Here is a 25,319-nt window from a genome sequence, read left to right on the forward strand (position 1 = left end):
CCCCATGTACCGCGCCCTCGCCGCAGCACTGCTCGCTGCCACGCCTCTCGCCGCCCAGGCTGAGGAGAACCCCTGGTACGTCGAGATCGGGGTTGGGCTGAGCGTTCGGGACTACACGACTTCCGGCGTCCGGCCTGGCGACCGGGTGGGCGCTTTTCTCAGGGACAACACGCACACCGACAGCGGCTCGTCCTCTTTGCTCGGTCGCCGGTGGACCGACTACTTTAGCACGGAGTTCGAACTCGCTTCATTCGGCGCCGCGAACGCTGATACGCTCTCGATCCACGGTTTGTTCAACACCGACATCGCGGGGCCGGTCTATGCTTTCGCTGGCGGTGGCGCCACGGGCGTCTTCGATTTCGATGACGTCGAAGTCTTTGCAAGGCCGATCGTCAAGGCAGGCATAGGATACCGCTTGGCGGGCAAGGGCTCGGTCACGCTGACCTACCGTCGCGTGGCACTTGCCGAAGAGCAGCGTTTCTACCGCACGCCCATCGTGGAAAACGGTCAATACGTCCTGGACCCCAACGGCTTCCCGGAGATGGAGACCGTCGACTTCACATCGCAGGTCACGCTCTCGTCGTTCATCGCAGGCTATCGCTACAACTTCTGACGCCAGCTCCTCCATCGAGGCAGCGACACTCAGGGCCCTGCCACGCCACGTTTCGTCTGGCGGACTATTTCCGCCAAGTGACCACTGTCGAGACTGCGTAGTTCCAGACAGCACCAACCATCACACCTGCGATCGCGGCAACCCACCAGCCATAGTCGTTCTCGAAGACCACGTTGGCGATCCCGACGTTCGACGCGGCGCCAAGCGAACAGACCACGTAGAAGCTCACCAAGCCACGCAGCCATCCCCAGCCTTTCAGCCGCTTGTCACGGAAAGTCAGCACGTTGTTGAGGGAGTAGTTGAACGCGATCGCGACAATCGTCGCTACCGACTGCGCAACGACGAAGCGCTGGTCAGTGGCCATGAACAGGCCGACGACCATCAAGTGAACAATCAGGCCTAGGCCGCCGACGGCTGCGAACATGACGAAACGGGCCGGGATGAAGCGACCGATCGTCTTCTCGATGAGAAGGTTCGCATACCCCAGAAGAACGGCGGTATCGAGTTTGCTCTCACCCGCTTCGCGCGTCCGGAAAGTGTACGGAACTTCTTCAACGCGGACGCTTTTCGGTCCGGACGCGAGAAGGTCGAGAAGGATCTTGAACCCCTCACCGGACGTATTCCGGACACTGTCCATCATCATATCCCGTGAGATGACGAAGAAGCCGCTCATCGGGTCGCTGACTTCGGTCGGTAGGATGAGCGTCGAGAGTTTGGTTGCGAAGCGGCTCATGGCCGACCGGGTCTCATCCCATTCGCCAACGCTTCCGCCCTCGATGTAACGGCTGCCGACGACGACATCGGCACCGTCCTGCGCGCGGCGAAGCATCTTGGGCAAGATCCGTTCGTCATGCTGAAGGTCAGCGTCCATCACCGCGATATGCGGCGCGGCGCTCGCCATCATGCCTTCGATGACGGCCGAGCTAAGACCACGTCTCCCAATCCGTTGGACAATTCGGACCTGCGGATTGCGTTTCGCGATCTCCCTGACCCTTGCGGCCGTGCCGTCTGGGGAGTCGTCATCGACGAAGATCACTTCGTAACGGGTCGAGCCCATCGCCTCTGCGAGGACTTCAACGCAGCGATCAACATTCGCGACCTCGTTGAAGCACGGGAGGACTACGGACAGTTCGAGCGGCTTGAGCGATGCGTCTTGCTGCACGGTGTTCACTTCAGCGGTTTTTTCGGTTGCAGAAATCGTCAATTCCCCGCTTTGGACGTCTTGGTGAGGCAAGCCGATAGGAAGCCAACATGCTGCGCCTTCGCCTCCACCTGGTAGCCGTTTTCGGCGGCCCATGCTTCAGCCTCTTTGAACGAACGTGCACAATCGATGCCAGCGCCGCGACGAGCGCGCGCCAGCTGAGCCATGCCGAGCCGCCTTGGCTCTACGAAGAGGACACGATCGGCGCTTGGTAGCGTAGCATCTGGTCCGTACCCCTCCTGGTGCGAGTAGGTACGACCGGAGCCTTCGCCCTCATAACCCTCGATCATGAAGTAGCGGTGGCTGCTCGGAAGCTCGAGGTTGAACGGATAGTAGGTCCAGCCAAGCTCTTCCTCACCGACAGCGATCAGTGCGTCAGGATCATCTTCCAGCAGCCTCTGAACCTCGGAAGTTGGGCTGTTCAGCAACCAGGTCGGATCAGCCAGGAACGACAGGATGAACAGCAGGCGTCCCGCAGCCATGATCCCGGCGCCTATGAGGCCAACCCTGGCCCATACGCCGGTGAGACCAAGCCCCAGTAGGACGAACACTGCGGGGACCAGCCATAGGTTGTAGGTCCCTGCGAGCGCATTAAAGCTGACCGTCACGGTGAGCATGTGAGCCAGCACGATCGCGCCCATCCCCGAAATCACCGCCAGAGCCAAGCCGAGCGTACCCGCAGCAACACTGTCGGTAGGCCATGAAAGCCTGAGGTTCTCCCGCACCAAATCAAATGCCGATCGAAGAAATGCGGCTCCCAACCCCGTCAGGCCAAGCAGACAGAGTACGACCGCAGGCAAGCTCATGATGGTGCCGCCGCCGATCAGAACGAAGACGAGCAGGTCAACAACCTGAACAATCGTGCCGACAATCAGCTCAAAGAACCCCGGCGCAACGCCCTCGGTTTTACTGACGCCGAACGAGGCAAGCACAAAGAGCAGCACTGGCAGGATCAAAAGCCAGCCGACGGCTAGCTTAACAGCCGTCGCAGTGACCTTTTGGCGGGTCAGCAGAAGCATGGCAGCAAGGCCAACAGTCAGGGCACCGAACAGCACCATTCCGAAGAAGTGCGCGTAGGTCGCGGCCAGGCATGACGCGATCATCCAGACGCAGTCGCGCCCTCGCTCCTCCCCCCTGAAGATCCGCATGGCGAAGTAGATCGCTGCAGCAGAAGCCAGAAGGAAGAGCGGATAGGGCCTGATGATAGTCATGCTCGCGGGCATGGCTGCGCCGGTCATCATCAGGAATGTCACGAGAAGTGCCGGCCTGGTGCCGTAGGTTTCGTCCGCTGCCCTGAAAACAAACCCAGCCGCCGCAGCGCTAAACCCGATGCCAAGAAAACGAAGGCCGGTCTCCCCGAAACCGAGCGCCGCGAAGAGCTGCATCACCAGATAGCTCAGAGGCGGCTGGCGATCGGGAGCAGCCTCGAACGGATTCTCCATCGTACCAAGAAGCCAGGCGAAGAGATCCGGCGGCGAAAGCGTGATCCCGAGCAGCTGGGTCACTTCGTCAATGAAGGTGTTCTGAATGAGCGCGAGACGGAGCGGCATCACCAGGCCAATCAGGACTACCCCGAGAGCCCACAACCTCTTGTCCGCAAAAAGCTTTTGCGTCATCAAACTGTCCCGCTCCCTGACCCTCGCGAGGGCAGGCTCCGTCTGCTCGTGTTAGTGCCCGCCACAGCACGATGTCACGCGCTTTCTCTTTGCAGCGCAGCATCTTGCCCGGACTCTATCGAAAAAGGGTATGCAAAGTGTGGCGTTCCGAGGGCGCGGTGGCCTGTTCCGGGCTTCGTGCACACCTGCGCCCGTTCGCCCCTTGTTCTAGGGGACGCGCGGGCATAGAGGCCTACCTTCCCGGCAGAAGACGGTAAGGCGGCCCCATGTCCCAGAAGCACATCACGGTCACAGGTGCGCGCGAGCACAATCTCAAGGACATCACGGCGCAGATCCCGCGCGATGCCCTGACCGTGGTCACGGGCCTCTCGGGCTCAGGCAAGTCGTCCCTCGCCTTCGACACGATCTACGCCGAGGGCCAGCGCCGCTATGTCGAGAGCCTCTCGGCCTATGCGCGTCAGTTCCTCGAGCTGATGCAGAAGCCTGACGTCGACCAGATCGAGGGCCTCTCCCCCGCCATCTCGATTGAGCAGAAGACGACCTCCAAGAACCCCCGCTCCACCGTCGCGACCGTCACCGAGATCTACGACTATATGCGCCTCCTCTGGGCGCGCATTGGGGTCCCCTATTCTCCTGCCACCGGAGAGCCGATCACCTCACAGACCGTTTCCGAGATGGTGGACCGCCTGATGCTCGAAGGCGAAGGCACCCGCTTCTACCTGCTCGCTCCAATGATCCGTGGGCGGAAGGGCGAGTACCGCAAGGAACTCGCCGACCTGATGAAGCGCGGCTTCCAGCGCGTGCGCATCGACGGCGAGTTCTACGACATCTCCGACGCCCCCACCCTCGACAAGAAGTTCAAGCACGACATCGACGTCGTCGTGGACCGGGTCGTCATCAAGGAAGGCATTGAAAGCCGCCTCGCAGAGAGCTTCGAAACCTGCCTCGAACTCGCGAACGACCTGGCCGTTGCCGAAAGCGCTCCGAAGAGCGGCGAAGAGAAGCGCGTCATCACCTTCTCCGCCAAGTTCGCCTGCCCCGTTTCAGGCTTCACCATCGAAGAGATCGAGCCGCGGCTCTTCTCCTTCAACTCGCCCCAGGGCGCGTGTCCGACATGCGACGGGCTCGGAACATCCGTCTACTTCGACCCTGACCTCGTCGTCCCCGACCATGACGTGAACCTCAGGAAGGGCGCCATCGCCGCCTGGTCCAAGACCCAGAGCCCCTACTACACCCAGACGCTCGAAGCCCTCGGCAAGAAGTACAAATTCAACGTCGAGACCGTCTGGCGCGACCTGACGAAGAAGCAGCAGGACATCATCCTCTACGGCACCAAGAAGGAGAAGGTGACGTTCGTCTACGATGACGGCCTGCGCCGCTACGAGACGACCAAGACCTTCGAAGGCGTCATCCCCAACCTCGAACGCCGGTGGCGCGAGACGGACAGCTCATGGGTCCGCGAGGAGATGGAAAAGTTTCAGTCGATCCACCCCTGCGGCGCCTGTGAAGGTGCACGCCTCAAGCCCGAAGCCCTTGCGGTGAAGGTCGGCGCGCAGGACATCTCCGCTGTCGCGGGCCTCTCGATCCGCGAGGCGGACCTCTGGTTCGGCACCCTCGATACGCAGCTTACGGACAAAGAGAAACAGATCGCCGTCCGTATTCTGAAGGAAATCCGCGACCGGCTTCACTTCCTCAACAATGTGGGCCTCGGCTACCTCACCCTCTCCCGCTCCTCCGGCACCCTGTCCGGCGGCGAGAGCCAGCGCATCCGCCTTGCGAGCCAGATCGGCTCAGGCCTCACCGGCGTCCTCTACGTCCTCGACGAGCCCTCCATCGGCCTGCACCAACGGGACAATGACCGCCTCCTGACCTCCCTCGAAGGCCTCCGCGACCTTGGCAACACCGTCATCGTGGTGGAGCATGACGAAGACGCGATCCGCACCGCCGACTATGTCCTCGACATCGGCCCCGGCGCTGGCGTGCACGGAGGAACCGTCGTCGCCGCAGGCACCCCGGCCCAGATCGAAAAGAACAAGAAGTCCGTCACCGGCGACTATCTCGCAGGCCGCCGTGAGGTCCCGATCCCTGACGAGCGCCGCATCTTCGACCCCGAGCGCATTGTCACCGTCGAGGGCGCCAGCTCTAACAACCTCCAGAACGTCACGGCAGAGTTCCCGATCGGCCTGATGACCTGTGTCACCGGTGTTTCCGGCGGCGGCAAGTCGACCCTGACGATCGAGACCCTCTACAAGGCGGCCAGCCGTAAGCTGATGAATTCGAAGCAGGTGCCTGGCAAGCATGACCGCATCATCGGCCTCGAACATCTCGACAAGGTCATCGACATCGACCAGTCGCCGATTGGCCGTACACCCCGTTCCAACCCCGCGACCTACACCGGCGCCTTCGGCCCGATCCGCGAGTGGTTCTCCGGCCTGCCAGAGTCCAAGGCCCGCGGCTACAAGCCCGGCCGCTTCTCCTTCAACGTCAAGGGCGGCCGCTGCGAAGCGTGCCAGGGCGACGGCGTCATCAAGATCGAGATGCACTTCCTCCCCGACGTCTACGTCACCTGCGACGTCTGTCATGGGAAACGCTACAACCGCGAAACCCTGGAAGTGAAGTACAAGGACAAATCGATCGCCGACGTCCTCGACATGACCGTCGAAGAAGCGTTCGAGTTCTTCAAACCGGTGCCGAGCATCCGCAACAAGATGGAGACCCTGAACCGCGTCGGCCTCGGCTACATCAAGGTCGGCCAGCAGGCGACCACCCTCTCCGGCGGCGAGGCCCAGCGGGTGAAGCTTGCGAAAGAGCTCTCGAAAGTCGCCACCGGCCGCACCCTCTACATCCTCGACGAGCCCACAACCGGCCTCCACTTCGAGGACGTCCGTAAGCTGATGGAAGTGATCCAGGAACTCGCCGACAACGGCAACACCGTCGTCATTATCGAGCACAATCTCGACGTCATAAAACAGGCCGACTGGATCATCGACCTAGGCCCCGAAGGCGGTGACGGCGGCGGTCAGATCGTGGCCGTTGGCACCCCCGAAGATGTGGCCGAGACCAAAGGCAGCTACACCGGCGAATTCCTCTCCGAACTACTCGCCCGGCACGACGAGCGAGCCGCTGCGAAAGAAGCAAAGAAAAAATCGCGTGCACGGAAGAAGAAGGCGGCTTAGAGGCAGCTACTCCGTCATTTTTGGTCTCGACTTTCTTCGGGAAGATCCACGTTTATGCGAACTGCCGCACTGATCGGACCTGAACGGCGATAGATCATGCGGTTAATAATCGAGGTGTCATCCGAGGAGTATTGTCTACCCACACGGCATGTCAGGAGAAAATCGGCCATCCAAGTTTCTAGTCTCCAATACTGAACGTCGGCCTTGTCGCGTAAATCGGCAGCAGTCGGCGGCTTCGCGCAATCAGACACTACCTCGGCATGAACTACTCGGGCACCGACCGCTGGATCATCGACGGTACTATATTCCGTTCTCGGATGTTGCGATTCACTGGGCATTTCGTCGGGGTGGTAGAGAAGGTAGTAGGCGCTCTCGCCAAACTCTGTGTTGAAGCTCAGTATGCGCTCGAGCTGCTCGTCGCTTTTTGTGATGGCCTCGAACTTGCAAGATTCGGTGAATTCAAACTTTCGGTTGAATTTTCCGATGGTGCTTCCGGTAGCCGGCTGCACCAAACCCGACAGACCCATGCTAAACCGAACCAAATCGTCTTCCTCAACGTCATGATTCTTCGGGTAGAGCCGTTTGGACTGCAGCAGGCCAATCTTTTGGCAAAGCGGCGTGCCCGCGATCGAGACGTGAACAAGAAACGCAATATCGGCAATCTCCCACCGATCCCAGTGTCGCAACCCGCCGACGTTATGAGTTTCCAGCATCACAATCGCACCGGACTCTAAACGTCTTGGTGCGGAGAACTCAGCAATCTGGTTTATGAAGGCATCATCTAAGGACGTCTCTCGAACGTTTGGCTGATTTACCATCCGTCCGGTTACATCGTTGTTGACCGCAGAACCGATATGCCGAATCCAATCAATGACGTCCTTTGGAATCGCAGGCCAAGTCATAAATTTCCGATCCATCTTTCTGTGTCGAACACAAAATCTGCCTGGCGGAGAGCTATTAAGGAAGTGATTTTAGCAGCTTAGAAGCTTTATTTCGCGAAGACGCCTAGAGGGTTCCCGAATTGCGGATCGACTCATCTTTCTTTTCGCGCTCCGCGCTTCTTGTCCCCGTCCCCACCAATCGCGCTGCCCTACCCCCTCCCAGCAGGACGGAGGGCCTCCCGGTACCGTCGGCTTGAGGCCTGCTGCTCTTCGGAACTCCGTAGGCGGAGGGGTGCTGCTCCTTCGCCCTGATGGTCCGTATGGGGCGTGAGCTAGGGATTGGCCGTTCCATGCGTGTGAGAGCCGGAGACGCCCTGCGGCGCGGGTGTAGGAACCTTCGCACCGCGGCACAGAACAAAAAGACCCTAACGCTGCGGTGGTAGGGAGGTTCAGCGAAACCCCCGGGGAGTCTTTCGCCCCACGAACCAGGGCGGCCCGTTCCCATGAGCCACGGTCGCGAGCTTCGCGCCGGAAATGGTCCCTGCCCGCAGGGATGAAGCCAGCGTCAGCTCGCCTGCGCTTCAGCTTCGAGGCGGAGCTTCTTCAGCCGCTCGGTCTTGAGCTGCCGTTCGGAGCGCTCGGCTTCGACATCCAAGAGCGCGACCTGCTCGGAGCCGACCCGAGGCGCGCCCTTGGCGAGCGCCACAGGTTTGGAGAATTTCGCGGTATCGGTCTGGTTTTCCTGATCGGACATGATCGATCCCTTCAGTTTCGGCTGGAAAGCGAGGGAGCAGCCGGCTCACATAGGACGTTCACGGATCGGACCATGACGAGCTACAGCCATGCTCACAAGGATAGGGGCGAGACGCGCCGCATCGTTCTGAGCACGGATAGAAAATGCCCGGCCCGCCCAGTGGCAGGCCAGGCAGACAGCGCTTAGGCCATCGAGATCGTGCTGACGGCAGACTTGCCGGAGCGGCGGTCGACTTCGGTTTCGAAGTTCACCTTGTCGCCTTCGTTGAGGGGGCCAAGGCCCGAACGCTCAAGAGCGGTTGCGTGGACAAACACGTCGGTCGATCCGTCTTCAGGCTGGATGAAGCCGAAGCCTTTTTGGGTGTTGAAGAATTTTACAGTACCAGTCGTCATAGTCGTAGTCTTTCAGTCAAATACAACAAATCCTCCGTGCACCACACCGTGTGGAAACACAGGGACTCTCTCGATCATTGGGGTGCGAAGGTCTAAACGTAAGCGGATCAAATATCCGCGGGGCCCAGGTCGTCCGGCCAAAATGTCGGTGAGAGCCACATGGGCCATCACCGACACGAAGTCAAGGAAAACTCAAGAGTTGCAAGCGCAGTAACTTGTCTCGAGAGTTTCTCGGTAGTCAGGGATGGGCTCAGCTCGCTCTCAATTCTCAGGCTATCCAGCGCCTCGATCGTCGACGATAGCGCCCGCTACTGTCTAGCGGGCGTAAGGCTATCGAACACTCGGACGCCTTCCCAATTGTCCTGATACGTCTCGATGAACTCCATGTGCGGCTCGGTTACCTGATAGGCATCTTGCGCCGCCGTATCCTCGAAGACGATCGTCAGCGCCACGTCGAAATCGAGGTCGTTCACGTCTCGCTGATAGTCCTTATGCCGAGGGCCCGCCGCAAAAAAGACAATCCCGTCATGGGGCGCAAGGAACTCATAGCAGCCATCGACCAGCGCCTGCACCGATGCCGGGTCGTCGTTCTTCAGCTCAAAGAACACCGCATGGGTCAGGCGCGGCTCCGCCATCTCATCCTGTGCCTGACTGCAAGCCGCCAGCGTCAGCGCAGCCAGCAAAAGGAATGCTCTCGTCATCTCAAAGTCTCCAACGCTCAGCCATCCACCGACGCTAACTGTGGTTCCGGCGAACGTCACGCAGCGCCTGCAGCGGCGAGAGCTGCTTATTCCTCTACTTTGCAGTTGTATTGCTCCGAAGGATGCGAAAGACTGACCGCGGCCAACCTTGGAGTCGCCGCCATGCAGAAGCTCGCCATCATTGCCGCAACGCTTCTCAGCGCCTGCGCATCAATGCCAGCAGCGACGAACGCTGTTCCGGCTGAAGGCACCACAAATCCCTTCGCCCGCTTCATCGGCGAGTGGACGTTGAAGGACGACCGGTTCCAGCAGGTCTGGGACGGCGAGACGGTCGAGACCTTCACCGTCAAAAATCACTATACGGATTGCCAGCCGGTCAACACGGCGAAGAGTATCCTCTGCGTCGTCGATGCGGGCGCCTTGGAGGGCCACATCTTTTGGGCCTATGACGATGCCCGGCAAGAGCTGCACCACCTCTCCCACTTCGGTGAGACTAGGCTCGGCACAGGCACGGGGAAGATCAGCCCCGAAGGTGACCTCAGGAACCGCATCGCCTTCCGCGACGAACCTCAGGGCACTTACCGGATCTATGAATACAAATGGGTTGGGCCTGATGAATACACCATGCTCTCGACCCAATATTCAGCTGACGGAACGCCCACCGGGAACTGGTACGGCGGGACGTTCGTCAGGCTGGAGGATTGAGCGCCTAAGCGGCGTTCTTGATCTCAACGATCTCGACGTCAAACACGAGGTCGCGCCCTGCGAGCGGATGGTTCGCATCGAGGGTCACGTTTTCCTCGTCAGCAGCGGCGATCATCACTGGCACCGGCTGGCCGTCAGGGCCCTGCATGGCGAGCTGCGTGCCCGGCTCGGTCGGGATATCCTGAGGCAGCTGCGCGCGCGGGACCTGGATCATCCGCGTCTCGTCGCGCTCGCCATAGCCTTGCGCCGGAGCGATGCTCACCTGCTTCTTCTCGCCGACTTCCATGCCGTGCAGCGCCTGGTCGAGACCGGGGATGATCTGACCCGAACCAAGCTGCAACTCCAGCGGCTCACGGCCTTCGGAGCTATCGAAGGTGGTGCCATCAGGGAAGCCGCCCGTGTAGTTGATGCGGATCGTGTCGCCGGATTTCGTCTGGCTCATAGGAATTCTCTGTTTTTGCGTGGCCGGACACTTGGCGATCACGGGCGTAGACGCAAGGGAACCGTCTCCGATCTTTGCGGCGGGCAAAGAAAAAGGCGGCCAAAGCCGCCCTTTTCCTCCCCTCGCCACCGGCCGGTGGGCGGATGTTACAAGCCACGACGAGAGAGAAACCATCGTCTCGCCCGGGCCATCGGGGGGTCCCTAAAACCGCCCGTTCCGACCCCTGACACCCTTAAGAGCGGCGTCCGGCCCGAATTCAGGTCAGCCATGACTGAACAAAGTGCAGACAATTCGACTGGGATCGTCGATTGCCGGAAGCGCTTGGGCTGGCTACGCCTTCGGCCATGCATATCATCGGGCTCGTCATCACAATTTTGGTTGGAATTTCCGTCTGGTGGTGGCGACTCCGCATGTTGAAGCAAGCGGGCGACACGGTGATCGACGCTGCGGACCGATTCAGGGGGCAGCGCCGCCGCAAGAAGATCGCTTCGCAGGTCGGTTTCTCACCGATCACCGCAATCGATGAACCGGTGACTGCCGCGGCGACCTTCATCCACATCACCGTGGGCCTCGAGGTCTGGCCGCGGGTGCATGGTCTCGTGAAGGAGCGCCTTGCCGAGGTCAGCAGCGATGCTCACGCCGCCGAAGCCGTGACCTACGCCGAGTGGGCGGCGCGGCAGCCAATCGAGGACTACAAGGCCCTCGGCATGCTGACGGAGATGCTGCGGGAGAGCCTGACCCTCGATGAGCGGCAGGAACTGGCGACGATCCTCAAGGAGGCGGCGTCCTACGGCGAAGACCGTCTGCAGGCCCGTGCCAGCCGCGAGGCGATTGCTCTCGTCAATTAGGGGATCTGGCGGAGTGCTTCCTTGGCGGCATCACGCAGCGTGACCAGCCGCGGGTCCGTCTGCCCATCGATCAGCACCATGACGGTTTGCAGGAAGCTACGCGTGTTGTGCACCCTCGCGAGCCCTTCTTGAGAGGCGTAGGCGTCGGCCCAGAAGCTCTCGTTATCGACGAGAGGCGAAAACAGGCTTTCGAGATACCCCTCTTCCCATTCTTCCGCGAAGACTGAGTAGAGAAGCGCTCGCGCCAGTCTTCCCGGCTCGCCGTAGCGGTAGAAGACCTCGCCGCCCGGATGCACCTGGCTGAGAAGTGCGGCCTGCAGGGCCACATGCTCCGCCCGCTGAAGGCCGGGGTTCAGAACCAGCTGCAGGGCAAGGTCAGAGGCATGGGCGACATGGTGCCGCCAGCCTTCCTCTTCGTCGAAACCTCGAAAGTCGCGGACACCTTCGATTTCTTCTGCGGCAAGGCGTGCAGCTCGCGCCAGCTCCTCTTCGTTCAGGAAAGAACCGACCCTATCCCGGCGCAGAAACTCCGACGCGTAGAGCGGGAGGAAGGAGGCCCGGAAGCCGCCACGCTTCTTGCCGTAACGGGGATCGACAGCTTCGTTCGGGAGCGCGATCAGGTCGAGGATGGCAAGGGTCTGCGTGCGAACAGCCTTCTCGCTGCCTCCTCCCCGTCTGAGGATCGCAGCGATGCCTTCGTAGCCGATCTTGTCTCTGAAGAATGGGTCGCGATCGCCTGCGCATACAACCGCGTCCTCGAGGAAGCGGTCTTCCTCCGCCGCAGCGGGCAAGGCGAACTCCGCAGCACGCAACTCGTCTAGCTCACCCCGGTCCAAGCCGAGGGGCGAGCATGCTGCGGCCAGCGCCGCGACGATGGCTGGGGTCATTCTCTCTCCGTCTGCAGGATCAGCGCACCCGCAAACCCTGAGAGGAGGCCCATGGAGAACGACTGAAGCACCACGACGAAGACACCGCCCAGCGTCATGGCCGCAAACCTCGGCAGGGCGTTGGCCCAGGCAGGCGTCGCGAAGTCGACGCCCCACGTGTAGAAGACGTTCAGCATCATCTGGAACAGCATGATCGAATCGAAGGCTCGGTCGGCGATCAGCCCCGCTGCAAAATTCGTCAGCACCTGGAGCAGGAAGATGATGACTGCGATGACCAGCATCCGGAATATGTTGAGCCCGCTGGAAATCCTCAGAGCGCGAGCAATCGGTCGGTCCGCACCGCCAGCGATCGCGAACGGCAACAGCAAGATGCGTAGACCAACATAGACCGCGAGCAGCTGTCCGCCCCAGTAGATGTAGGGCTGGGCCTGCCTGATCGGGTGCGGCCCATCGAAAAGATAGTTCTTTGACCCCTCGTGCAGACTGCCTTCCGTGAAGAAAAAGGCCTGCTCAGCCTCGCGTTCGAGAGCGAATGCTTCCGAGAACTGGAGCGCAAACTGAGCCGGCGCGAGCGTTGTCGCGATAAGGAAGACGACGCTCGCTACCGCTGCGAGAACGAACAGCACTTCGCGCACGCCAAAAGCGAAATGGAGACTGCGGTTGTGCGGCGGCGCTCCCCTCACGACCGTCCCAACCAGCGCCACAAAGATCGACGCCTGCATCAGCAGCGTCAGACCGTTGGTCATCAGGAGCCAGATCATGTTCGACCGACCCTGATCGCCTCCCTCATACGCCTCTCCGAGGGGCCCGATCATGAGCGTCAGCACGACAAATACGAACGTCAGCGGGAACCAGCTCAACCGCAGCACGGTGCCGAAATGGCCAGCAGTGAAGCCTAGCGCGTCGTGGACCGCGCGCGGGATATTGATCTTGGCGGACATCTTAACAGTTTGGTCAGACTTCCCGCGCCGTAGCAAGGAGAAAGTCGGCCTATCTGCGAAGGAGCGCGAAGGCGAAATCAGGCCCGTGGCCCTGCTTCATCGCGAGGGAGATCCAGAGCCACGCCATCTCCTCAAGCTCCCGCGCGTGCTCGAGACCGCGCACCACGATCGTATCGAAGCCGAGATCTTCTGACAGCTGACGAACAACGCTCGACGCCGCCTCGTCATTGGACGCCACGAAGCTGACGGGCCTTCCGGCCTCGTAATAGGCATCCGCCATGTTGCCGGCGCCGGTCTGGTTGAAGGCTTTCACGACCCTCGCTCGGGGCAGCAGCGTCTTGATGTAGTGGGCCCCAGAATGGGCGCCCTTCGTGTCGAGCCCGGTGAACTCGGCATTGATGGGGTTGGTGCAGTCGACCAGCACGCCGCCAAAGTCTTCGCCGACCTCGCGGCAAGCATCCTCGACCGCCTCCCAAGGGACCGCCAGCACGGTGAGATCGCTTTTGGTCAGCCCGCGACCGACCGTCTTCAGCTTCTCGCCGGGCAAATCCTGATGCTTCGGATCGTCCGGGTCCCGAAGGTTCCAGACGATCTCATGACCCGCCTTGTGCCACACATTGCCGAGCGCCCGGCCGACACGGCCCGCTCCAATGATCGCGATGCGCAAGAGCTGCTCTCCCTTTCAGGAGAGCGACTTAGCCTGTTCGCAAGGTGCGGCAAACTGTCATGCGCTGTCGGGGGAGAGTGGAGCAAGGCCGGGGTGACGGATTGAGAGACCACCTCTCAACGATCGTCTTCCCGGACTTGATCCGGGACCCATGGACTGGCCGTTCCGGCAATCGAGACGCATGGTCCATGGGTCCCGGACAAGCCTGAGGCTTTCCGGGAAGACGGATAGTCTCCACCCGTCCTTCTGGACCTGATCCGGAACCCATCGAGAAAAAGTGCGCGCGAGGCGCTCCTTACTCCTCGCGCTGGTGCACCACTTCGCCGCCGAGCATGACGGCTTCGACGTGAGAGACGTACTCGAAAGGATCGCCATCAAACAGCACGAGGTCCGCAGACTTGCCCTCCGCGATGCTGCCCGTCTCATCGGAGATACCGAGCATCTCCGCCGGGGCGGTCGTCATCGCAGAGATCGCCGCCTCATCGGGCAAGCCGTTCGCCACGGCGATGGCAGCCTCCCAAAGGAGCACCCGAGTCTTTGGCACGTAACCTTCCTGGTGCGTCGCAAAGACGATATTGACGCCTGCGTCATGGAGGATTGCCGCGTTCTCGAGACTCGCATTCAGGGTCTCGTTCCGGCCTGCAGCCCTGCCAAGAACTGGCGTGACCAATACCGTCACATCCTGCTCTGCCAGCGTGTCGGCAATGAGGTAGGCCTCGGTGCCATAGGCGATCACCGGGGTGAAGCCGAACTCCGCACCGATCCTGAGCGCCGTCATGATGTCGTCGGAGCGGTGCGCGGCGAAGATCGCCTTCTTGTCGCCTGACAGCACATCGGCCAGCGCCTGCTTTTCGAGGTCGACGCCAGCGTCTTCCTTGTCCGCCCAGGCCTTCGCACCATGAAGCTGCGCACGGATCATCGAAGCCGTCGCCATACGGGTCGAAGGGCCGCCCTTTCCTCCGTAGACAGCCTTGGGCGTCTCACCGAGGTTGAACAGCACGCCAACGGATGGCGAAATCAGCGCGTCATCAAGAATGTCCCCGCCTGTCTTCACGACAGCCGACTGCCCCGCGATGGGGTTCACATCGCCAGGGGTGACATGCATCGTCGTCACTCCGTGGCGGCGGACGTAAGGGATCAGCTCCTCATACGGATTGTAGGCGTCGATGACACGAAGCTCGGCCCCGTTGGGGTCCGTGTCTTCGTCAGCGTCCTGATCGGCGTCGATATTGTACTGGCCGTTGATGCCGACCACTGTGCGGCCGTCGATGAAGCCAGGCGTCGCCACTGCGACCTCCATGACTTCTGCATCATCGTCCCACTCCATGTCATCAGCCATGCCGACGCCGGAGATACGGCCATCTTCGATGAGCACCGCAGCATCGTCGATCACGGCATCACCGGTGAAGAGCTTGTCCGCGAGCACGACCATGTCCTGCGCCGAAGCGGCCCCTGCGAGCGCGAGGGCGGAAGCGGCAAGTGTCAGAAAACTTCTCATGGCGCTCACTCCCCGTCACGCATCGGATAGCGGCCCTGGGCGAAGAAACCGCCCGTTGCATAGAGCCGTTGGTCAGGGTCCTGACGGTCATAGACCTTCTCGCCCTCGATATAGGTTTCGAGCACCTTGGTCCTGAGCGCGAAGGGCTCGCCGGACAGCACGACAAAGTCCGCGTCCTTGCCCGATTCGAGGCTGCCGACCCGGCCATCAAGGCGCAGCATCTCCGCACCGTTGATGGTCAGCGCGCGCAAGGCCCCCTCCTCCGTCATACCCTCGCGGATGGCTAGGCCACCGGTCCTCAGGAAGAAACGCGAGCCGATGATCGGGTCATCCGTGTGAAGAGCGACCTTGACGCCCGCCTTCTCCATGATGCCCGCGCCCTTGATGGCGAGCTCGGTCGCCTCATGCTTGCCGCCGGGGGCATCGATGATGATGAAGCTCACTGGGATATCCTTTTCGGCGAGGACATCCGCGACTTTCCAGGCCTCAGAGCCGTGCTGGATCACCACCGGAAAGCCGAACTCCTCGGACAGCCTCACCACCGTCAGGACATCATCCGCGCGGTGCGTGTGGTGGTGGACGACCCGGTCGCCAGCCATCGCCTCAAGAAGGGCTTCGTGGCCGAGATTGACGGGAGGAGCCTTCGCTTCCTTCTTGTCGTCATCGCCGCCGAAGACGCGCTCGATGAAGCTTGGATCCTTCTCCTCTTCACCGCCGCCTTTCTTCTCGCCATAGGCTTGCGCCTCGAGATAAGCCTTCCGCGCAAGCGCCGCGACGGCCATGCGCGTCGTGGGTGCCGAGCCCCTGCGGCCATAGCCCTTGGGGTTCTCGCCATTGGCCATCTTCAGCCCACCTATCGTATCCTCGATCAGCATCTCCTCGACCGTATCGCCGCGCAGCTTCACGTAAGCCGTCTGTCCACCGATCACATTGCCAGAACCTGGCATGATGTTCGCCGTGGTCACGCCGCCGGTCAGCGCCATGCGGATGCCAGGATCGCCAGGGTTGATGGCGTCGATCGCGCGCAAGGCAGGCTGGACAGGGCCAGAGCGCTCATTGCCGTCCGCATCACCGCCACGGGTCATGATCCCAATATGGCTGTGCGTATCGACGAGGCCGGGGATCACCACCTTACCGGAGAGGTCGACCTCCTCGGCGCCCTCGGGCACCTCGGTCTCCGAAGCCGTGCCGACGGCGATGATCTTGTCATCCTCGATGACGAGGACGCCGTTCTCGATGGGATCACCCTCCACCGGGTAGATCTTGGCGCCGGTATAGACCGTCACCTCCTGCGCCTGGGCGATAGCCAGCAACGATGCCGCCCCCGCCAAACCTGCTGCAAAACCTCTCAAGCCCATCGGCGCACTCCCTACGTTATAACGCGAGATAACACTGGCAGAGAGGAAGGCGAAGCGCTGTCGGCAGCGAGCGGTTAAGCCCAGACGAGCCTGAAGTTTTCACGTCTGACCGGAGCTTCGACCAGCTCCGGCGTCACGAAGTCTCCGCCGATCTGCTTGAGAAAGACGTCAGCAGAGGCTCTCTCACTGCCGTCGAGGCTGCCCAGCCAGTCGGTTGCCCGCTGCAGCAGCCACTGGCCGTTCGGGAAGATTAGGCGCTTTCCGGTCGCCTCCTTCACACCGGGCGCGTCGAGGGTGAAGGGCTGCATTCCCAGAGCACGCGGGATATCGGCATCAGGGCTGCCGCCCTTGAACGCCGCCACCGCACCGCACAGCTCCCGCAGGCAAGGCCCCTGCTCCGTCATCATCCGCCTCAGCACCGGAAGAAGCGTCTCCGGCACCTCGTCACCCGCGAGAAAGTCCCCGCTCTCAGGCTGAGGCGGTTCATGCATCCGCTCGACCCACGCAGCCACCGAGGGTGCCAGCCGCTTCATGATCTCACCCGAAGCAGGGTCCCGATAAAGATGCGCATACAGAGGGCCGATCAGCCCGTAGTCGCCAACCGAAGGCCGCCCACCAAGGCAATAGTCGTTGACGGAGAAATGCGCTTCCAGCTCTCCTAGCAGCGCCTCATACGAAGCCTCGATCGCAGGCGCCATCTCAGGCGTCGCGCCCAGCATCGGCACCACGCCCTCGAACCGCGTCGCAGCCTTCTTCCCGATCTCCACCTGCTCCTCAGGCGAAGCATCAGGCGCCGCCGTGCTGCCGAACTCGCGATAGGCAAAGTCCCGATTGTGCCGCCAGCGATAGTGCATGGCAGGCAGCAGCAACCACTCATCCCCGTAGAGCTCCAGAAGATGCGCAGCCAAACGCTGCCTCGGCCCCTCCGGAAACACGGACGGCCCCGCCGCCAGCGCTTCGAAGTGGTCGATGATCTCCGTCGTGTCCTGAATCGTCTCACCCTCAGGCGTCTCGATCACCGGGATCATCGCATAGCCAAGCCGCGGAACGATGATCTCCTTGTAGACCTCCTTCGTCGCCAACCGCTCCTCAAAAGCCACCCCCCGCCAGCGCAGATAGGCACGGGCTTTCCCAGAGAAGAGCGACAGCGGAGCGGCGTAGAGGATGGTAGGGCGGTTAGGGTCAAAGCTCATAGTGGAAATTCACCACGCGCTGCCCCGCCGCGCCAGACGTGAAGATTTCTCGTAAGCAGGTGGCGATTTGCTCACCGCCTCTCCGCTTTCACCCTGACGGCCTTTCGGCTATCCCCCGGCCATGACCAAGATCCATATCATTGGCGCCGGGCTTGCGGGCTCTGAGGCTGCCTGGCAGGCGGCTGAGGCTGGCTGCTCCGTGACGCTCCACGAGATGCGCGGTGTGCGCGAGACCGAGGCGCACAAGACCGACCATTGCGCAGAGCTTGTCTGCTCCAACTCGTTCCGCTCCGACGACCATGAGCATAACGCCGTGGGCCTCCTCCACGAGGAGATGCGCCGCTGCGGCTCGCTGATCCTGCGCGAGGCGGATACGCACAAGCTGCCCGCCGGCGGTGCGCTGGCCGTGGACCGGGACGGCTTCTCTGCCGCCGTGACCCAGGCGCTCGAGAGCCACCCCAACATCACAATCGTCCGTGAGGAGATCGACGGCCTGCCGCCAGAAGACTGGGGCCCGACGATCATCGCCACCGGCCCCCTCACCTCCGAAAGCCTCGCGGCGGAGATCCTGAAGCTGACAGGCGAAGACGAGCTCGCGTTTTTCGATGCCATCGCGCCGATCGTCTACAAGGACTCGATCGACTTCTCGAAGGCGTGGTTCCAGTCCCGCTACGACAAGGTCGGGCCCGGCGGTGACGGCAAGGACTACATCAACCTTCCGCTTGATGAAGATCAGTACAACGCCCTTCTCGATGCGATCATCGAAGGCGAGAAGACCGACTTCAAGGAGTGGGAGCAAAACACCCAGTACTTCGACGGCTGCCTCCCCATCGAGGAAATGGCCCGCCGTGGTCGCCAGACCCTGCGCTTCGGCCCGATGAAGCCAGTGGGCCTCACCAACCCGCATAATCCGACGGTGAAGCCCCACGCCATCGTCCAGCTTAGGCAGGATAATGCTCTGGGTACGCTTTATAATATGGTCGGCTTCCAAACGAAGCTGAAGTACGGCGCGCAAGGCGACGTCCTCCGCATGATCCCGGGGCTGGAGAAGGCGAAATTCGCAAGGCTAGGCGGCATCCACCGCAACACCTTCATCAACTCGCCAAAGCTCCTCGATGCCGAGATGCGTTTGAAGGCACGCCCGCAATTCCGCTTCGCAGGCCAGATCACCGGCGTCGAAGGCTATCTCGAGTCAGCAGCCATCGGAATGCTGACAGGCCGCCTCGCCGCCGCCGAAGCTCTGGGCACGGAAGGCAAGCTTCCCCCGCGCACCACGGCGCTCGGGGCCCTCCACCACCACATCACCGAAGGCCATGTGGACGGTGGCAAGGGCAGCTTCCAGCCGATGAACGTCAATTTCGGCCTCTTCCCGGCAATCGAACAGCCCACGAAGGACGCCGAAGGCAACCGCATCAAGGGCAAGGAAAAGGGCCGTGCAAGGAAGAAAGCCATGACAACCCGCGCCCTCGCGGACCTCGGCCAATGGCTTAGCAGCGAACGGGAAGCGGCCTAGCTTGGCCTCCTCCCTCTTCGAAGAGCTCGACTATTCCGCCTCCCCGATAGGCCCCATCAGCCTGCGCAGGCGTTTCGACCCTGTACTCAAAAAGGACGTGTACGAAGTCAAGCTTGGCGAAGAGTTCCTGATGTCGAGCGCCTACACGGCGTCGGAGGTCGCGCTGGCGGAGCTCGGCATGGCGGCGGTGGAAGGCGAGAACCTGACGGTTTGCGTCGCTGGCCTCGGCCTCGGCTACACGGCGAAGGCCGTCCTCGATGACCCCAAGACCGGGCGGCTCCTGATGGCGGAGTATCTGGAGCCGGTGGTCGACTGGCACCGCCGTGGCCTCCTGCCGATGGGCAGCGCAATCCCTGATGATCCGAGGACGGAGTTCGTCATGGGCGACTTCTTCGCGCTGGCCGCAGCCCAGAGCCTCGGCTCGGCGCAGGGCGAGGCGAGCCTCGACGCCATGCTCGTCGACATCGACCACTCCCCCGAAGCGCTCCTTTCGGACCATAGTCGTCCCTTCTACAGCGAGGAGAGCCTTGCGCGGCTCGCCACCATGCTGAAGCCCGGAGGCATCTTCGGTCTGTGGTCAGACGATCCTCCGGATGAGGCTTTTACAACCCTCCTGAAAAGCGCCTTCGGAGAAGCGTGGGCGGAACCGGTCACCATCGAGCGCCCCCTAGCCGGAACGCCGATCATCCAGACCGTCTACCTCGCGCGGCGCGTCCGATAAGAAAGTTCCGCATGTAACCTTGCGGTGACATGTCACCTATGCTACTCATTCCCTCGCGACAGCGGGAGAACGAGCATGTCCAGCGCAAACGCCACCGGCACCTTACGGAAATTCGTCCTGATGATCGGCGCCAGCGCCTTTCTCACGGTCCAGTTCTGGCTCCAGGACACGGACTGGTCAGGGGGCGGAGAGATCACGACCCTCGCCGCGATCGGCATGGCGCTCTGGGCAGCGCTCCTTCTCTTCATGATGGGTCCCTGGCTTTGGAGCCGGGCGACAGAGGATGAGCGGACGGAGCTTACTCGTCACAGGGCCTTCTTCTTCGGCTACTTCGCAATGGTCCTCACAGGACTCGCCATGTTCGGCCTAGCCATTGCTGGCCGGGTGGAGGCAGCAGAGGCCATCCACCTGACCCTCGCGCTCGGCATTGCCGTGCCAATCTACGGGTTCGCGTTCCTTGAATAAGAAGCACAGCGAACTGATCGTCCGCCTACGGGATTACCGGACGGAGGCAGGCCTGACCCAGTCAGGCCTCGCCGAAGCTATCGGCGTCACCCGCAAGACGATCAACACCATCGAGAATGGCGTCTTCACCCCCTCGACCGCCCTGGCGCTCAAGCTGGCGAGGCATTTCGATTGCCGGGTGGAGGACCTCTTCGCCCTGACGGACTAGGCGTTGCCGCGGAACGCCTGCCACTCCCGGCTGTTCGTACCACGGAACGCAGCAATCGAAGGCGCCCCCTTATGGCCAAGAAAGTCCTCATCGTCCTGACCTCCCACGACAAACTCGGCGACACCGGTGAGAAGACCGGCTTCTGGCTCGAGGAGTTCGCGGCCCCCTACTACGTCCTCAAGGACGCAGGCCTCGACCTGACTCTCGCCTCACCTGCAGGCGGGCAGCCGCCCCTCGATCCGAAAAGCGACAGCGAGGACGCCCAGACCGACGCCACCCGCCGCTTCAAGGACGACGAGGCCGCGCAGAAGGATCTCGCCACCACGAAGAAGCTCTCGGATGTTTCTGCCGCGGACTTCGACGCCATCTTCTACCCCGGCGGCCACGGCCCCCTCTGGGACCTGCATAGTGACGAGAAGTCGATCGCGTTGATCGAAGCCTTCTGGGCAGACGGCAAACCTGTCGGCGCCGTGTGCCATGCGCCGACCGTCCTTCTCAATGCGAAGGATACGGACGGAAACCCGCTGGTCCATGACCGCAAGGTGACGGGCTTCACCAATGGCGAAGAAGAGGCTGTGGGCTTGACCGATGTCGTCCCGCATCTCGTCGAGGACAGCCTCAAGGAGAAGGGCGGACGCTATGCCAAGGCAGACGACTTCGCACCGTTCGTGCTGGTCGACGGCCACCTGATCACTGGGCAGAACCCTGCCTCGTCAGAACCAGCCGCCGAGGCGCTTCTCAAACAGCTCCGAGGCTAGACCCTCAGGCGAACACGCCTTCAATGTTGGCGATCAGCCGCTCCATCTGTGGATCGTCGTGCCCCTCATCCCGGCGGACGATCCACATCTCAAAGGCGAGCCCTTCGACCGGGCCGTAGACCTCCACCAGATGGCTCTCGTTGAGCCCGATGAACCGTGGCAGCAGCGCCACCGCCTCGTTGCCGTGGGTCGCATCGAGGACCAGGGCCGTTGAGTTCATCCGGAAGCGGATCTTCTCTTCAGGCACGTGCGCAGCGATCCACTTGGTGCTCGGCACATGGCTCATGCTCCGCGCCAGCGCGATCCAGTTGAGCTTCGCCACGTCCGTGGCGCTCTTGAACTGACCCTTGGCGAAGCAGTCCTTCGCCCCGAAGACAGAAAACGCTCCGTACTGCTCTGACTTCAGCTTCCGCGCCTTGAGCTGCCCCTTCTCAGGCCGTACATTGCGCAGGGCGAGGTCCGCCTCTCCCTTGGCAAGATCGACGAAGGCGTTGGTCGGACGCAGCTCGATCTCCACCCCTTCGAGGCCATCGTGCAGCGCACCGAGATGCTTGGACAGGAACCCGCCGATCAGCTCGCCGCAGGTCAGCACTATGGTCCGCCGCTCCCGCTGCTGGTCGCCCAGCGCCCGCTCAAAGCTTGCCCCTGCCTTGGCCATCGCAGCAGCAGGCCCGCTGAGCGCTTCACCGAGCGGTGTCAGCGTCACGCCTTCAAGCCCCCTGACGAACAGCGCCCCGCCAACTTCAGCTTCCAGCGCCTTGATCCGTCTGCTGACCGTCGCCTGCGTCGTGCCGAGAACCCGCGCTGCGGAGGAGAAGCTCCCCTCCCGCAGGACGGCTTCAAAAAGCTGGATGTCCGACCAATCGACCATGACACCCCATACGCCAGCGTATGGCTCAATGCAAAGCTGGGGAATTTAGAACACCCGCCTCATCCCGCATCTTCCAGTCATCGGAACAAACCAAAGGAGACGTTCCATGACTGATCTCAAAGGAAAAATCGCCCTCGTCACCGGTGGCAGCCGCAGCCTCGGCCAGAACGCAGCCCAGCACCTCGCCGACGCAGGCGCTGACATCATCATCACCTATGTCCGCAACGAAGAAGCCGCCCGCAACAGCGTCCGCGACCTCGAGGAAAGGGGCGTCCGCGCCACTGCGATCCAGGTCGACCTCACCGGCTCGGCCAGCATCCCGGCCTTCACCCGCAGCTTCAAGGAGCAGCTCTCCGAATGGGGCGCAGACCGCTTCGACATCCTCGTCAACAATGCCGGCATCACCTCGGAGAAACCCTTCGGTCAGATCACGGAGGAAGAGCTCGATCGCCTCTATGACACCAACTACAAGAGCCTCGTTCTCCTGACCCAGAACCTCGAACCGATGCTCAATGATGGCGGTAGAATCATCACGATGGGCACGGGCCTGACGCGCGTCACCTTCTCGCCGATGGTCGTCTATGCGGGCATGAAAGCGGCGGTCGAGACCTTCACCCGCTATCTCGCCCAGGATCTCGGCAAGCGCGGGATCACGGTGAATGCCGTCGCGCCAGGCGGCATCGACAATGACTTCAACGCCGACCGCTTCGAAGCCATGCCGCAAATGCGCGAATACCTCGCCAGCCAAACGGCGCTCGGCCGCATGGGGCAAACCGAAGACATTGGCCCCATCACAGCCTTCCTCGCCTCCGACGCAGCCCGCTGGATCACAGGCCAAAGGATCGAAGCCAGCGGCGGGTTCAAGCTCTGACGAGAATTCTCCCCACAGCGATCCGCGCAAGGAACAATCCCGCAAGGATCGCTGCGAGTTGGCAAAGGCGGAAGCCGATCCCGTCTACCGGGGTCGGCATCGCCATGCAGATGAAGGGTGGCAGCAGGATGGCTGTCGTCGCGAGCCCCCTGCCCCAGCCGGTAAGCCTCCCCGCGCGGTGGGCGAAGGTGATCGCTCCTCCTGCGACTGCGCCAAATGCTCCGTACAGCAGCACGAAACAGCCCATGCAGGTGACCGTGGCTGTGCCGGGGCTCAGCTCCATCACGAGTTGCGCGAGGGGCCATGAGGACTGCCGAGCGACCATTTCCCAGCTGAAGACAACGAGAGCTGCGGCAAGAAGTGCTAAGCTATCAGCAGGCGCCAGTTTCTTCACCGCGCCTTCTGCCCGCCTCAGGAAAAGCGGCACCGCGCCAAAGGCGACCTCGCGCCAGAGGTTGCCGCACCGCTCTTCGACATCGCCGAGCACAGGCTCGCGAAGCTCCTCAGGGCAGGCAAAGCGCAGCACCGCCAGCGCTGCGCCGCGGGAAACACGCGCCGGGATCATGCCAGCGCCTCCCCGCCCACCTCAGGCAGGCCGCGCAGCATGTCCTGCAGCGCCCGCACGGACTGGTGGAACAGCCGAAAGCCGTCAGTGGTGAGCTCGAAATATTTCTTCGCCCGTCCACCCCGCGCAGCCGTAGCCTCGCCCATCCGTGAGCTGACGATACCCTTCTCCTCAAGGCGCGAAAGCGTCGTATAGAGAGCACCTACCGTCACCTTGCGGCCTGCGCGGCTTTCGATCTCTTCCGAAATGGCCACGCCGTAGGCCTCCTCGCCGAGGTGCAGGATCGCGGCGAGGACGGTGATCTCGAACTCGCCGAGGTTTTTATGCTTGCCCATCTCAGAATTCCATGTTTCTACTATTTTGTAGATCATTTCCCAGAGGCATGCAAGCTCTCTGGAGGAGGAGCCACCTATGCCCAGATTGCAAGCGTTTCTCGCAGTTCTCGCCGCCCTTCCCCTGCTCCTGTCGACCGCATCCGCAGACGGACGGATCGAGAGCTTTACTCTCACGTCGATGAGCTTCGAGGGCAACCTGATCGGCGTCAACCCAGAGCGGAGTGTCAGGGTCTACCTGCCTGAGGGCCACGGCCGGGGGCGCCAACGTTTCCCTGTCATCTACACGCTGCACGACTTCTTCGAGCGCGAGGGGACCATCTTCGACGATCACCGCTTCGGCGACCTTTTGGACGATGCCATCGAAGAAGGCCGGATGCCCAAGGCGATCGTGGTCTCGGCCGACTTCTCCACCCCTGTAGCGAATTCTCTCTACACGAACTCTCCCGTGACAGGCGATTGGCGCACCTTCATGGTGGAGGAGCTCGTCCCGGCGATCGACCGTCGGTACCGGACGCTAGCGAAGCGGGAGGCTCGCGGGCTCCTGGGCTATCACATCGGGGGGTACGGAGCGATCAGGTTCGCAGCGCGTCATCCTGACGTCTTCGGCTCGGTCTATGCGCTTCATCCCGTGGCGACCGGAATCGGATACGTCGTCCGCGTGGACCGGCCGAACTGGCAGCGGCTTCAGGAAACGCCTTCGCTCGAAGACCTCAAGGGCGATTTCATGGCCGAGATCTTCACGTCGATCTTCCAAGCTCACACCCCCAACCCGGACAAGCCACCGCTCTTCATTGATCAGTATGCACGCATGGAAGACGGCGAGTTGATCTTCGATACCGTCACCTCGCGCAGGTTCTACGACAGCTTCTTCCTTGAAGCCGAAATCCCGCAGTTCGCCGAAGCCCTCAATTCGCTCGTAGCCTTCAAGTTCGATTGGGGCCGGCACGATCCAAATCAGGACCATGTGGTCGCCAACGAATACTACTCAAAGAAGCTCCGCCAATTCGGCGTTCGTCACGAGGCGGAGGAGTACCAGGGCGGCTGGGGCGACAAGACCTGGGACGAAGGCGGCAGGGTCGAAACCGATGTCTTCCCGTTCTTCAAGCAACACCTGGCTACGGAATGAGCCAGCAGAGCAT

27 protein-coding genes are annotated in these 25,319 nt (G+C 61.9%); 11 read left to right on the forward strand and 16 right to left on the reverse strand.

Features of this window, described 5'->3' with window-relative positions; translation table 11 throughout:
• Positions 1-4 precede the first annotated feature (4 nt).
• On the forward strand, positions 5-613 hold the full coding sequence (locus HK107_RS01310) for an outer membrane beta-barrel protein (RefSeq protein WP_173196044.1): 609 nt from the start codon (positions 5-7) through the stop codon (positions 611-613).
• Positions 614-677: 64 nt separating this feature from the next.
• Here the strand turns inward: HK107_RS01310 and HK107_RS01315 are convergent, their stop codons facing one another.
• Together HK107_RS01315 and HK107_RS01320 are read right to left on the reverse strand one after the other, a co-directional pair.
• On the reverse strand, positions 678-1,817 hold the full coding sequence (locus HK107_RS01315) for a glycosyltransferase (protein ID WP_198912260.1): 1,140 nt from the start codon (positions 1,815-1,817) through the stop codon (positions 678-680).
• Entirely contained in the window at positions 1,814-3,430 is a 1,617-nt protein-coding gene (locus HK107_RS01320; RefSeq protein ID WP_173196048.1) for an ArnT family glycosyltransferase, read from the reverse strand. The genes HK107_RS01315 and HK107_RS01320 overlap by 4 nt, the downstream gene beginning before the upstream one ends.
• 266 nt (positions 3,431-3,696) lie before the next feature.
• Here HK107_RS01320 and uvrA point away from each other — a divergent pair, with 266 nt between their 5' ends.
• Positions 3,697-6,606, forward strand: a complete 2,910-nt coding sequence (gene uvrA / locus HK107_RS01325) for an excinuclease ABC subunit UvrA (protein WP_173196050.1) — start codon at positions 3,697-3,699, stop codon at positions 6,604-6,606.
• A gap of 14 nt (positions 6,607-6,620) precedes the next feature.
• Here uvrA and HK107_RS01330 read toward each other — a convergent pair whose 3' ends face one another.
• The 4 genes from HK107_RS01330 to HK107_RS01345 form a co-directional block, all read right to left on the reverse strand.
• Positions 6,621-7,508, reverse strand: coding sequence for an acetate and sugar kinases/Hsc70/actin family protein (locus HK107_RS01330; RefSeq protein WP_173196052.1), 888 nt, complete (start codon positions 7,506-7,508; stop codon positions 6,621-6,623).
• A gap of 544 nt (positions 7,509-8,052) precedes the next feature.
• A complete protein-coding gene (locus HK107_RS01335; protein WP_173196054.1) occupies positions 8,053-8,241 on the reverse strand; it encodes a hypothetical protein in 189 nt (62 codons plus the stop codon).
• A gap of 182 nt (positions 8,242-8,423) precedes the next feature.
• On the reverse strand, positions 8,424-8,633 hold the full coding sequence (locus tag HK107_RS01340) for a cold-shock protein (protein WP_173196056.1): 210 nt from the start codon (positions 8,631-8,633) through the stop codon (positions 8,424-8,426).
• 308 nt (positions 8,634-8,941) lie between these two features.
• Positions 8,942-9,334 (reverse strand): Dabb family protein, encoded by a 393-nt coding sequence (locus HK107_RS01345; protein WP_198912261.1) that lies wholly within the window; start codon positions 9,332-9,334, stop codon positions 8,942-8,944.
• A gap of 162 nt (positions 9,335-9,496) precedes the next feature.
• Between HK107_RS01345 and HK107_RS01350 the strand changes: the two genes are divergently transcribed.
• Positions 9,497-10,039 (forward strand): hypothetical protein, encoded by a 543-nt coding sequence (locus tag HK107_RS01350; RefSeq protein ID WP_173196057.1) that lies wholly within the window; start codon positions 9,497-9,499, stop codon positions 10,037-10,039.
• Positions 10,040-10,043: 4 nt separating this feature from the next.
• Here the strand turns inward: HK107_RS01350 and HK107_RS01355 are convergent, their stop codons facing one another.
• Positions 10,044-10,481, reverse strand: a complete 438-nt coding sequence (locus HK107_RS01355) for an FKBP-type peptidyl-prolyl cis-trans isomerase (protein WP_173196059.1) — start codon at positions 10,479-10,481, stop codon at positions 10,044-10,046.
• A gap of 410 nt (positions 10,482-10,891) precedes the next feature.
• On the opposite strand from HK107_RS01355, the gene HK107_RS01360 reads away from it, so the two are divergent.
• Entirely contained in the window at positions 10,892-11,329 is a 438-nt protein-coding gene (locus tag HK107_RS01360; RefSeq protein ID WP_173196061.1) for a hypothetical protein, read from the forward strand.
• On the opposite strand, the gene HK107_RS01365 is transcribed toward HK107_RS01360, so the two are convergent.
• The 6 genes from HK107_RS01365 to HK107_RS01390 all read right to left on the reverse strand — a co-directional run bounded on the left by HK107_RS01365 (position 11,326) and on the right by HK107_RS01390 (position 17,873).
• A complete protein-coding gene (locus HK107_RS01365) occupies positions 11,326-12,216 on the reverse strand; it encodes a DUF2785 domain-containing protein (protein ID WP_173196064.1) in 891 nt (296 codons plus the stop codon). The genes HK107_RS01360 and HK107_RS01365 overlap by 4 nt on opposite strands.
• A complete protein-coding gene (locus HK107_RS01370; RefSeq protein ID WP_173196065.1) occupies positions 12,213-13,157 on the reverse strand; it encodes a hypothetical protein in 945 nt (314 codons plus the stop codon). The genes HK107_RS01365 and HK107_RS01370 overlap by 4 nt, the downstream gene beginning before the upstream one ends.
• Positions 13,158-13,206: 49 nt before the next feature.
• A complete protein-coding gene (locus HK107_RS01375) occupies positions 13,207-13,824 on the reverse strand; it encodes an NADPH-dependent F420 reductase (protein ID WP_173196067.1) in 618 nt (205 codons plus the stop codon).
• 295 nt (positions 13,825-14,119) lie between these two features.
• A complete protein-coding gene (locus HK107_RS01380) occupies positions 14,120-15,322 on the reverse strand; it encodes an amidohydrolase family protein (RefSeq protein WP_173196069.1) in 1,203 nt (400 codons plus the stop codon).
• A 5-nt stretch (positions 15,323-15,327) separates the two neighbouring features.
• Positions 15,328-16,680 (reverse strand): amidohydrolase family protein, encoded by a 1,353-nt coding sequence (locus HK107_RS01385; RefSeq protein WP_173196071.1) that lies wholly within the window; start codon positions 16,678-16,680, stop codon positions 15,328-15,330.
• Positions 16,681-16,754: 74 nt separating this feature from the next.
• Positions 16,755-17,873, reverse strand: a complete 1,119-nt coding sequence (locus tag HK107_RS01390; RefSeq protein WP_173196073.1) for a glutathione S-transferase family protein — start codon at positions 17,871-17,873, stop codon at positions 16,755-16,757.
• Between the two features lie 121 nt (positions 17,874-17,994).
• Between HK107_RS01390 and trmFO the strand changes: the two genes are divergently transcribed.
• The 5 genes from trmFO to HK107_RS01415 all read left to right on the forward strand — a co-directional run bounded on the left by trmFO (position 17,995) and on the right by HK107_RS01415 (position 21,538).
• On the forward strand, positions 17,995-19,386 hold the full coding sequence (gene trmFO / locus HK107_RS01395; protein ID WP_173196075.1) for a methylenetetrahydrofolate--tRNA-(uracil(54)-C(5))-methyltransferase (FADH(2)-oxidizing) TrmFO: 1,392 nt from the start codon (positions 17,995-17,997) through the stop codon (positions 19,384-19,386).
• Position 19,387: 1 nt separating this feature from the next.
• On the forward strand, positions 19,388-20,107 hold the full coding sequence (locus tag HK107_RS01400) for a polyamine aminopropyltransferase (RefSeq protein WP_173196077.1): 720 nt from the start codon (positions 19,388-19,390) through the stop codon (positions 20,105-20,107).
• A 75-nt stretch (positions 20,108-20,182) separates the two neighbouring features.
• Entirely contained in the window at positions 20,183-20,572 is a 390-nt protein-coding gene (locus HK107_RS01405; RefSeq protein WP_173196079.1) for a hypothetical protein, read from the forward strand.
• Positions 20,565-20,780, forward strand: coding sequence for a helix-turn-helix transcriptional regulator (locus tag HK107_RS01410; protein ID WP_173196081.1), 216 nt, complete (start codon positions 20,565-20,567; stop codon positions 20,778-20,780). The genes HK107_RS01405 and HK107_RS01410 overlap by 8 nt, the downstream gene beginning before the upstream one ends.
• Positions 20,781-20,851: 71 nt before the next feature.
• Positions 20,852-21,538 carry a type 1 glutamine amidotransferase domain-containing protein gene (locus tag HK107_RS01415; protein ID WP_173196083.1) on the forward strand — a complete coding sequence of 229 codons (687 nt, stop codon included), beginning with the start codon at positions 20,852-20,854 and terminating at the stop codon, positions 21,536-21,538.
• 4 nt (positions 21,539-21,542) lie between these two features.
• Here the strand turns inward: HK107_RS01415 and HK107_RS01420 are convergent, their stop codons facing one another.
• A complete protein-coding gene (locus HK107_RS01420; RefSeq protein WP_173196085.1) occupies positions 21,543-22,409 on the reverse strand; it encodes a LysR family transcriptional regulator in 867 nt (288 codons plus the stop codon).
• A gap of 106 nt (positions 22,410-22,515) precedes the next feature.
• Here HK107_RS01420 and HK107_RS01425 point away from each other — a divergent pair, with 106 nt between their 5' ends.
• The gene (locus HK107_RS01425; protein ID WP_173196087.1) at positions 22,516-23,280 is read left to right on the forward strand and encodes an SDR family NAD(P)-dependent oxidoreductase; all 765 of its coding nucleotides are present in this window, start codon (positions 22,516-22,518) and stop codon (positions 23,278-23,280) included.
• On the opposite strand, the gene HK107_RS01430 is transcribed toward HK107_RS01425, so the two are convergent.
• Complete coding sequence (locus tag HK107_RS01430) at positions 23,270-23,845, reverse strand: hypothetical protein (protein WP_173196089.1); 576 nt, start codon at positions 23,843-23,845, stop codon at positions 23,270-23,272. The two genes, HK107_RS01425 and HK107_RS01430, sit on opposite strands and share 11 nt — an antisense overlap.
• Entirely contained in the window at positions 23,842-24,180 is a 339-nt protein-coding gene (locus tag HK107_RS01435) for a PadR family transcriptional regulator (RefSeq protein ID WP_173196091.1), read from the reverse strand. Before HK107_RS01435 ends, HK107_RS01430 begins: the two co-directional genes overlap by 4 nt.
• A gap of 76 nt (positions 24,181-24,256) precedes the next feature.
• On the opposite strand from HK107_RS01435, the gene HK107_RS01440 reads away from it, so the two are divergent.
• Positions 24,257-25,306, forward strand: coding sequence for an alpha/beta hydrolase-fold protein (locus HK107_RS01440; RefSeq protein ID WP_173196093.1), 1,050 nt, complete (start codon positions 24,257-24,259; stop codon positions 25,304-25,306).
• Positions 25,307-25,319 lie beyond the last annotated feature (13 nt).

The organism is Parvularcula mediterranea, from assembly GCF_013085255.1.
Lineage (GTDB): Bacteria > Pseudomonadota > Alphaproteobacteria > Caulobacterales > Parvularculaceae > Parvularcula > Parvularcula mediterranea.